Annotated in this window: 8 protein-coding genes and 1 pseudogene; 4 read left to right on the plus strand and 5 right to left on the minus strand. The window is 74.7% G+C overall.

Going from position 1 to position 9,395, the window contains the following annotated elements:
- The coding region (locus tag ABD317_RS28935) for a condensation domain-containing protein (protein ID WP_344293509.1) at positions 1–754 on the minus strand (754 nt) is incomplete at its 3' end.
- Between the two features lie 467 nt (positions 755–1,221).
- On the opposite strand from ABD317_RS28935, the gene ABD317_RS28940 reads away from it, so the two are divergent.
- Positions 1,222–1,683: a hypothetical protein gene (locus tag ABD317_RS28940; protein WP_344293511.1), complete on the plus strand. Its 462-nt coding sequence runs from the start codon at positions 1,222–1,224 to the stop codon at positions 1,681–1,683.
- The gene (locus ABD317_RS28945) at positions 1,671–2,237 is read left to right on the plus strand and encodes a hypothetical protein (protein WP_344293513.1); all 567 of its coding nucleotides are present in this window, start codon (positions 1,671–1,673) and stop codon (positions 2,235–2,237) included. Before ABD317_RS28940 ends, ABD317_RS28945 begins: the two co-directional genes overlap by 13 nt.
- Here the strand turns inward: ABD317_RS28945 and ABD317_RS28950 are convergent.
- Entirely contained in the window at positions 2,234–2,875 is a 642-nt protein-coding gene (locus ABD317_RS28950; RefSeq protein WP_344293515.1) for a dihydrofolate reductase family protein, read from the minus strand. The two genes, ABD317_RS28945 and ABD317_RS28950, sit on opposite strands and share 4 nt — an antisense overlap.
- Positions 2,876–3,367: 492 nt before the next feature.
- On the opposite strand from ABD317_RS28950, the gene ABD317_RS28955 reads away from it, so the two are divergent.
- A complete protein-coding gene (locus ABD317_RS28955) occupies positions 3,368–4,534 on the plus strand; it encodes a ScyD/ScyE family protein (RefSeq protein ID WP_344293517.1) in 1,167 nt (388 codons plus the stop codon).
- Between the two features lie 161 nt (positions 4,535–4,695).
- Complete coding sequence (locus ABD317_RS28960) at positions 4,696–6,105, plus strand: hypothetical protein (RefSeq protein ID WP_344293519.1); 1,410 nt, start codon at positions 4,696–4,698, stop codon at positions 6,103–6,105.
- A 37-nt stretch (positions 6,106–6,142) separates the two neighbouring features.
- Here the strand turns inward: ABD317_RS28960 and ABD317_RS28965 are convergent, their stop codons facing one another.
- The 3 genes and pseudogenes from ABD317_RS28965 to ABD317_RS28975 form a co-directional block, all read right to left on the minus strand.
- Positions 6,143–7,600 carry an NADH-quinone oxidoreductase subunit N gene (locus ABD317_RS28965; RefSeq protein ID WP_344293521.1) on the minus strand — a complete coding sequence of 486 codons (1,458 nt, stop codon included), beginning with the start codon at positions 7,598–7,600 and terminating at the stop codon, positions 6,143–6,145.
- Entirely contained in the window at positions 7,597–9,102 is a 1,506-nt protein-coding gene (locus tag ABD317_RS28970; protein WP_344293523.1) for a complex I subunit 4 family protein, read from the minus strand. The genes ABD317_RS28965 and ABD317_RS28970 overlap by 4 nt, the downstream gene beginning before the upstream one ends.
- Before the next feature lie 8 nt (positions 9,103–9,110).
- Positions 9,111–9,395: pseudogene (locus tag ABD317_RS28975) on the minus strand (NADH-quinone oxidoreductase subunit L); the annotation flags it as partial.

A 9,395-nucleotide genomic window follows, 5' to 3' on the forward strand; every position in this document is an offset into this window, starting at 1 on the left:
GCGCGCTCCCGTCGGCCCCGTCCCCCGCGTCCGCCCCGTCCGCCGGGGGTGCCGCGGGCGCGGCGCCGGGCGTCCAGCCGGCCAACTGCCGGGTCCAGTACGTCCGGTCCGCGTCCCGGTCCGCGGACCGCTGGTACTCCCGGTCGGCGCGGACCAGCGCCGCCAGCGGGCCGAAGGGCGAGGGGCCGGCGTCCCGGCCGCGGACCAGCGCCGTGTACACCTCGGCGACACGGCGGGCCACGAGCGCGTAGCCGAACGCGTCGACGGCCGCGTGGTGGTACGTGTGGTACCACCAGAACCGGTCCGGTGCGAGCTTGAGCAGCGCGAAGCTGAACAGCGGCCCCGCCGCGAGGTCCAGGGGCCGGGCCGTGTCGGCGCCGACCCACTCCCGCCCGGCCGCCTCGGGGTCCGGCGCGCCGCTGACGTCGACGAAGGCGAGCCGCCACGGCAGCTCGCGCTCCACCACCTGTACGGGGCCGTCCGCACCCGGCACCAGCCGCACCCGCAGCGCGTCGGCCTCGCCGACGACCTGCCGCAGCGCCGTCTCGAACAGGCCCGGCTCCACCGGCCCGGCGATCTCCAGGTACTCCCCGAGCCGCAGCGACGGGCCGAGCCGCGGGGAGCGCTGCTCGGCCAGCCACACCTCCCGCTGCCCCGCCGTCACCGGCAGGGTGTCCGCCGGCCCGCCGGGCGGATCGTCGGGGGGCGGCGCCTCGGCGCCGCCGTGCTCTGCGGAGACCTGGCTGTGGGACAAGGACGTACCTCCTGCTGGTGGCGGCAACCTCTGCTGGAGAACGGTGGCTTCGGGCACTCCGGCCCGGGGGGGAGGAAGATGTGGATCATCGTGCCAGCGCGAGTGGCCCGTTCCCGCATCTGGCGGCATATAGCACTCGAAGGAATGATGCGCGGTCTGATAGGCGGATTTCGGCGGACCGGCGCGGGTCCGGCGGACCGTGCGTGCCGCGGGTTCCGCGGACGGCGCGGACGCCGGCGGGGAGCGGGGGCCGCCGTCGCCCGGACGCGTACTCGGGAGGGGTACCGAGACCCCCGCGGTACAAAGAGTCAGGCGTCGGCGACCGGGCGGACACGGACCGTACGGGTCGCCCGCCGACCGTACGACAGACACCCCGCGCCGGCCGGCCGGAGTGCCCGTGTCGCGGCCGTGCAGCGCCGGGCCCCCGGCCCGGCCGCCGTCCGCGCCCCGACCGCGAGGAGGTCCCCGTGCCCACCGACTCCCGAGTGTTCGCCGAAGCCGGCCGCGCGGTGCGGTACACGATCGCCGGGATCGTGCTGCTCGCCCTGGTCTACGTCGCGGGCGTCTTCGTCTGGGGCGGCGCGTCCTGGTCCACCGCGCCCTTCCGGGGCGAAGCCGAGGCCCGCGACCGCACCGTGGGCTCGGGCGAGTTCCGCATCTCCACGTACGAGGAGTTCTTCGAGCTGTGCGCGGCGGTGCAGACGAAGGAGGGCGAGATCGACGCGCTCCGCGACGAGTTGGACACCGACCCGTCCGCCTACCGCACCGAGCAGATCAACACCTCCCTCGGCGCACTCCGCGCGACGCGGTCCGAGCTGGTCCACGACTACAACGCCAAGTCCCGGCAGGAGCACCGCAAGGCGTTCAAGGACGCCGGGCTGCCCGCCGAGCTGAGCACCGACGTGAAGGAGACCACGTGCGCCGCCTGACCCGCATCCTCACCGCCCTCGCCGCGACCGCGACCCTCGCCCTCACCGCGGCGGCCTGCACGGACGACTCCTCCCAGGCCCAGGAGTCGCGGACGAAGCAGTCCGGCTACGACCGGCTCGTCAAGCGGCAGCCGGCGGAGGCGATGCGGTACTCGCCGACCCGGGAGACCATCAACAAGTGGGTCGACACCTGGGAGAAGCCCGGGAAGCTGTCGTACGTCTACCTGCAGAACGCCAACGGCGAGTACGGGTACTTCGTCCTGGAGGGGCTGCCGGTCTCGTACTGCGCGATGCTCACCCCGCCGGAGGAGGTCGACTCCTCCAACACCGGCATGGTGACCAAGACGGCACCGGGCATGGACGGCGTCTACTACTCCGGCAGCCAGTGCAGCGCGTACTACGGCTTCGACGCCACCACCGGCGCGTACATCGAGTTCACCATCGGCAGCAACCAGAGCTTCTTCCTCTACGACAAGCCCATGACGCTCCCGGAGTTCCGCGACGCGACGCCCCTGGGCCAGACCCGCATCGAGGACGGCAGGGTCGCCCGCTAGGGCCGGCGGGGCGTGGGATCCGGGCCGGCGTCCGCGCCGGCGTACCGCGGACGGCCGGCGGGCCGGTAGACGTGGACCGTGACACCGCCCGGGAAGGCCCGGAAGTCCGCCAGGTCGAGCGCGGCGTCGGGCCCGCTGCCGGGGAACAGCCGGGTGCCCTGGCCGACGACGACCGGATAGGTGAACAGGGTGATCTCGTCGACCAGGCCGTCCGCGAGCAGCGTGCGGACCAGCCGGCCGCTGCCGTGCACCTGCAGTTCCCCGTCGCCACCGGCCCTCAGCTCCCGGACGGCGGACGCGACGTCGCCGGACAGGACGCGGGTGCCCGCCCACCGCGGCTCGGTGAGCGTCTGCGACACCACGTACTTGGGCCGCCGGTTGAGCGGTCCCGCGATGGGGTTGTCGTCGGGGTCCGGCATCGTGCCCCAGGAGCCGGCGAAGATCTCGTAGGTCCTGCGGCCGAAGAGGAACGCGCCGGCGCGCCGGTACACCTCGCCGAGGTACGTCTCGGCCTCGCCCCCGAACAGCGGCAGCGCCCAGCCGCCGCGCTCGAACCCGCCCCTGCGGTCCTCGTCCGCCCCGCCGAGGCCCTGCATCACTCCGTCGACGGAGACGTTCGTGACGGTCGTCAGCTTCATGGTCATTTCCTTTCCCGGGCCCCCCGGCGGGTGCCCTCTCACCGGTGCCACGCACGCCGGTCCACGGATCCGGCACCGCTCGGCGACATTCTTTCCAGCCGCGCGCGAGCGGCGCCCGCGGGGCGCGCTCCGCGGGCGGGACGTCCCCGCTGCGCGTGTGGCGCAATTCAGCCTGTACGAACCTCCACCCCCCGTCCTCTCCCCCGCGCCGCGCCGCCGGGGCGGGCGACGCCCTCCGCCGGGTCTTCGCGGGCCAACCGCGGGTAACATTCCGGATGTTCCCGCACAAATGATCAACGCCAAGCCGCCGCCAAGAGCACGGCAAGAAGGATGAACGAAACTTTCGGCCACGGACCCCGGGCTGCTCGCGGAGGTGCGGAGCGCCGACGCCGCCACGGTGGCCGTACGCGATCCCCCCTTCTCCGCTCTCCCACGAGGTCCCGGGACGACCCCCGCGCAACTGTCATCTCGTAGCGGAGAAACGGAGAGCGAATGAGAGGCCTCAGCAAGAGCCGGTTACTGGCCGCGGCGGCGCTGGCGCTGGCGTTGGCCGGCGGCGGAGTGGGCTCCTCGAGCCCGGTCGCCGAAGCCGCGTACGCTGCGGGCGGGCCGGGCGGCTCCGGCACCCTCACCGCCGACGCCCCGGTCACGGTGGTGGCCAGCGGGCTGCACGAGCCGCGCAGCCTGACCTGGGGCCCCGACGGCCGCCTGCTGGTCGCGGAGGCCGGCACCCCGGGCGGCGCGTGCGCCGGCCCCGACCTCGACTCCCTGGCCTGCTTCGGCCTGCGGGGAACGGTCGCCGACGTGTCCTCGGGCACGCCGGAACGCATCGTCACGGGCCTGCCGTCGAACTTCAACACCGGCGAGTCCGTCGGCCCCAACGGCGTGAAGTACCTCGACGGCCGGCTGTACGTGCTGGCGCCGGGCTCGCCCTACGGCGTGCCGTCGTGGGTGCCCAACAGGCTGGAGCGGAAGCTCAAGAGGCAGTACGGCGCACTGATCGACATCACCCACGGGCACGCCGTGGTGAAGGCCAACCCCGGCGAGGTCAACTACCGCTGGATGCAGGAGAACCACCCGGAGTACTTCGAGCACCCCGGCTTCGACGCCAACGTCTACGACATGACCCCCAAGCCCGGCGGCGGGCTCTACGTGATCGACTCCGCGTCGAACACGCTCAGTTCCATCGACCGCCGCGGCCACGTCGAGGTCCTCGACTTCATGCCGTACACCCCGGCCGGCACCGACGCGGTGCCCACGTGCATCGACACCGGCCCGGACGGCGCGCTGTACATGGGCCAGCTCACCGGCTACGGCAACTCGGGCACGGCGGCGAACGTCTACCGCTACGACCCGGACGTCGGCGACTGGGAGGTCTGGCAGTCCGGCTTCAGCACCATCACCGGCTGCGGCTTCGGCACGGGCGGCGACTTCTACGTCACGGAGATGGCCACCACCGGCATGCCGTGGACCGGCGACCCGGAGGGCGACGTCATCCAGATCGCCGAGGACGGCACCCGCACCACGCTGGCCGAGGGCGAACTCCTCGCCCCGCACGGCTTCCTGGCGGGCCCGGACGGCTCCGTCTACGTGGCCAACAACTCCCAGATGTGGCCCCGCGGCCAGGCCACCGACGGCCAGGTCGTCAAGATCGGCTGACCTGCGACGCGTCCTCGACCCCGAGTGCGGCCGGCCGGCCCGCCCCGCCGGCCGCCGCACCCGGCGGGGCGGACCGCCTCCTGCGCAACCCCTTGCCAAACGGCGTTCCCACGTGAGAATCCAGCGGAGGCCCACCACCTCACGGACCCCAGGAGCGCCGGATGACCTCTTCGCCCCGTCTGTCCCGCCGTCATCTCCTCGGCGCCTCGGCCGTGCTCGGCGCGGCCTCGGCCCTCGGCCTCCCGGCCAGCGCGCGCGGCGCCGGCGGCGGCGCCGCGGGCGCGGTGGTGCCCGTCGACCGGGGTCCGCTCCGTCGGTACCGCGCGAGGGACGCCGCCGGGCGGCGGATCCGGGCGATCCTGGCGGGCAGCGCGCGCTACCTCATCGGCCCCTGGTACGCGGCGACCTACCGCACGTACCTCCCGGACGGCTACATCGACCTCCGCGGCACCGACGAGCGCGCGATCCGCCTTCCCGCCATGGCCGCCGTCGCCGCCACCACCGCCCTGGCCACCGGCGTGTACGACCCGCGCGACCTCTCCGCCGCCAACGCCGCCGTCCGCACCCGCAACCTCGTCCGCACCCTCGCGGCCCGGCACCTGGCCAGCAACGACGACCCCGCCACCCGCTGGGGCAACGGGTGGCAGACCGCGCTGTGGGCGTACTACACGGCGCTCGCCGGCTGGCTGTTCTGGGACGAGCTGGACGACCGGGAGCGCGGCCACCTCGCCGCGATGACGGCCTGGGAGGCGGACCGGCTGACCACCGGCGACGACGTCCACCTCGTCGGCACCTCCGGCCACCAGCTCTACGAGAGGCGCCGCGACGGCACCGCCGTCACCCCCGGCGACAGCAAGGCCGAGGAGGACAACTGGAGCGCCGCCGTGCTCTCCCTGGCCGAGGCCATGATGCCCGGCCACCCGCACGCCCCCGCCTGGGCGCGCCGCAACGTCGAACTGCTCCTGGCCGCCGCCGCCTGCCCCGCCGACCTCACCGGCGACGAGACGGTCAACGGCATCGAGCTGTCCACCTGGCTGCAGGGCACCAACATCGCCGACGACGGCACCCTGGACAACCACCACATCCTGCACCCGCTCTACATGGTCGCCTTCGACCAGAGCCTCTACGAGGGGTTCGTCTACGGCCTCGCGGGCCGCAGCGCGCCCCGGGCGGCCCTGCACAACATCACCCGCGTCTACTCCGCCCTGGTCGACAAGCCCTTCCCCGTCCCCGGCGGCACCGCGAAGACGATCTACCAGCCGGGCAGCGGCGAGATCCACTACCCCGAGGGCAACGACTGGGGCACCCACTTCCCCTTCTACTTCGGCAACTTCGACCTCCTGGTCTCCCTGACGGCCCAGGACACCGGCATCGACCCGGCCGCGGCCAGGTGGGAGCGGCTGCACAACGAGGAGCAGCTGCGGCTGATGGCCCGCTTCGACGACGGCCGCACGTACGGGGCGTCCGGGGAGAACACGTACTACGGCCGCGAGCACCGCATCGGCGCCATGGCCGGCCAGGCGTTCCTGACCCTGTGCGTGGCCCGGAACGGCAGGCTGCGCTTCACGTAGCGCGCCGCGCCCCCGGCGCACCGCCGCGGGTCCCCGGTCAGCGGGTGAGCGGCCCGTCGAGCAGCGCCAGGACCGGGCCCGCGGTGACGCCGAGGACGACGGAGGCCGCCGCGGCGGCGTACGCCGTCCGGGCCGCGGGCCGGACGACCGGGTGGGGGCGGGGCCCGGCGGAGACGGCCGGATGGATCCAGCGCAGGTAGTAGAAGAGGGAGGCGACGGTGTTGGCCGCGGCGACGACGGCGAGCCAGGCGTAGCCGCCGTCGACGGCCGCGGTGAAGACCTCCAGCTTGCCGAGGAAGACCGCGGTGGGCGGCGTGCCCAGCAGGCCGAGGAGGCAGACGGCGAAGCTGACGGCGAGGGCGGGGCGGGCCCGCAGCAGGCCGCGGTAGTCGGCGGGAGCGCGGGCGTGCGGCAGGGCGCAGACGACGGCGAAGGCGCCGAGGTTCGTCAGCGCGTACGCGGCGAGGTAGTACAGCAGCGCCGGCTGGGCCGCGCCGGAGCGGGTGGCCACCGCGACGGGCAGGAGCAGGTAGCCGACCTGGCTGACGGTGGAGTAGGCGAGCATCCGCCGGACGTCGGTCTGGAAGAACGCGGCGAGGTTGCCGAGCGTCATGGACGCGGCGGCCAGCACGGCGATCAGCTCGTCCCAGGGCGCTCGCGTGCCGGCGAGCGGCACCGCGGCCAGCCGGTAGAGCGCGGCCAGCGCGCCCGCCTTGGGCAGGGTGGTGAGCAGCGCGGCGGCGGCCGGGCTGCTGCCCTGGACGGCGTCGGGCACCCAGAAGTGGCCGGGCACGCCGCCGGCCTTGAACAGCAGCCCGGCCAGCACCCCCACGGTGCCGGCGGTCACGAGACCGGCCGGGGCGCCGGGCAGTTCGTCGCCGAGCCTCGGGTACGCGCTGGCCCCGCCCGCCGCGAACAGCAGGGTGATGCCGGCGAGCAGGACGGCGCCGAGGAGGGCACCGGTGACGAAGTACTTCAGCGCCGCCTCGGTGCCGGGCGCGTCCTTGCGGAAGCCCGCCAGGGTGTACGCGGGCACGCTCGCCAGCAGGTAGGCGGCGGCGAGCAGCAGCAGGTCCTGCGCACCGGCCAGCATCAGGGCGCCGAGGGCGGTGAGCTGGACGAGGACGAAGAACTCGCTCTCGCGCGCGTCCGCCCGGAACGCGGCGCGGCCGAGGACCAGCACGACGAGGGTGCCGGCGAGGATGACGACGCGGACCGTCGACGTCACGGCGTCGACGGCGAAGGCGCCGTCGAACGCGGGCTCCGGCCCGTCCGCGACGGCGGCCCGGTGGACGGCCGCCGCGATCCCCGCGGCGCACGCCGCCGCCCCCAGGGCGGCGACCGGCCACTGCCGGTGCCGCGGCAGCCAGGAGCCGAGCAGCAGGCCGAGCACGGCTGAGGCGGCGAGGAGGGCTTCGGGCAGCAGGTCGAGCGGGTTCTCGTCCATGCCGCCCGCCGCGGTGAGGGCCGTGCCGGCCGTCGTCGTCGCGTTCATCGGGCGACGAGTTCCAGCACGGTGCGCGAGAACGGCTCGATGACGTCGAGCACGAAGCGCGGGAAGACGCCGAGCACGACGGCGAGGGCCAGCAGCGGCACGATCGACGCCACTTCGTGGGCGCGGAGGTCGGGGAACGGCCGCGGCGTACCGGGGCTGTCGGGCAGCCGCAGCGGGCCGAGGAAGACGCGCTGCAGCGCGCGCACGAGCAGCGCGGCGGTCAGCAGGATGCCGAGCGCGGCGAGCGCGGTCGCCACCGGGCGCGGGCCGAGGCTGCCGGCCAGGATCTGGAACTCGGCGACGAAGCCGGAGAAGCCCGGCAGCCCGAGCGAGGCGAAGACGGCGACGCCGGTGAGCGCGGCGAGGACCGGCGCGCGGGCGGCGACGCCGGAGTAGGCGTCCATGGCGTAGGTGCGGCCACGCTCGTGGAGCGCGCCGGCGAGCAGGAACAGCGCGCCGGTCAGCAGGCCGTGGCTGACCATCTGGTACGTGGCTCCGGTCACGGCCAGCCGGCGCGCGTCGGCGGTGTCCGCGCCCAGCGCGGCGGCGGCGCCGACGGCCAGGAGGACGTAGCCCATGTGGTTGACGGAGGTGTACGCGATCATGCGCTTGAAGTCGGTCTGCGCCAGGGCCACCAGCGCCCCGTAGAGCACGGAGACGACGCCGGTGACGACGAAGACCAGCGCGTACGTGCGCCACGCCCCCGGCAGCAGCGGCATGGCGATGCGCAGGAAGCCGTACGTGCCCATCTTCAGCAGCACCCCGGCCAGGATCGCCGAGCCGGCCGCCGGGGCCTCCGTGTGCGCCGGCGGCAGCCAGGTGTGGAACGGCACCGTGGGCGTCTTGACGGCCAGGCCGAGGCCGACCGCCAGCAGCACGAGGGCGCCGTAGCCGGACCTTCCGGCCAGCGGGTCCGCCGCGGAGAGCGCGACGATGTCGAAGGTGTGCGGGTCCGCGGCGAGGTACAGGCCGATGAAGCCGAGGAGCAGCGCGAGCGAGCCGGAGAAGGTGTAGAGGAAGAACTTCTGCGCGGCGCGCGCGGCGCCCGCGTGGCCCCAGCCCGCGATGACGAAGTACATCGCCACGATCGACAGGTCGAAGAAGACGAAGAAGAGGATGAGGTCGAGCGCGGCGAACAGGCCGAGGCAGGTGGTCTCCAGGAGGAGGAACAGGGCGGCGAACTCCCGCACCCGGCGGGTCTCGCGAAGCGCGTACAGCGCGCAGGCCGGGAAGAGCACGGCGGTCAGGGCCAGCAGCGGCAGCGACAGGCCGTCGACGCCGACGTGGTAGCCGACGCCGGCGCCGGGGATCCAGCGGACGTGCGTCTCGTACTGGATACCGCCGCCGTGCTCGTAGCCCGCCCAGAGCGCGACGGTCAGCGCGAGCACGGCGCCGGACGCCGCCGTCCAGACCGTCAGGACGACCCGGCGCCCGGCGGCGCGCGGCAGGCACAGCAGCCCGGCCGCCGCGGCGGCCGGGAGGAAGACGATGGCCGTGAGCACGAGGGGGGTCACCTCACGAGGACGAAGACGGCGGCGAGGACGGTGAAGGCCGCGACGGCCTGGGCGAGATAGGTGTGCAGCTGGCCGGTCTGCGGGCGGCGGGCGAGCCGGCCGAGCGCGCGGCCCGCGGCCCCGACGCCCACGACCGCGCCGTCGCCCGCACCCTCCAGCCGGCGGTCGACGCCGCGGGCGAGCCGGACGGCCCCGCGGGCGGGGCCGGCGACGCCGCGGTCCAGGACCCGGTCGTCGGAGGCGGGCAGCGCGGCGGCGGGCCGCCGCACCCGGCGGGCGAG

The organism is Streptomyces synnematoformans (assembly GCF_039531005.1).
Lineage (GTDB): Bacteria > Actinomycetota > Actinomycetes > Streptomycetales > Streptomycetaceae > Streptomyces > Streptomyces synnematoformans.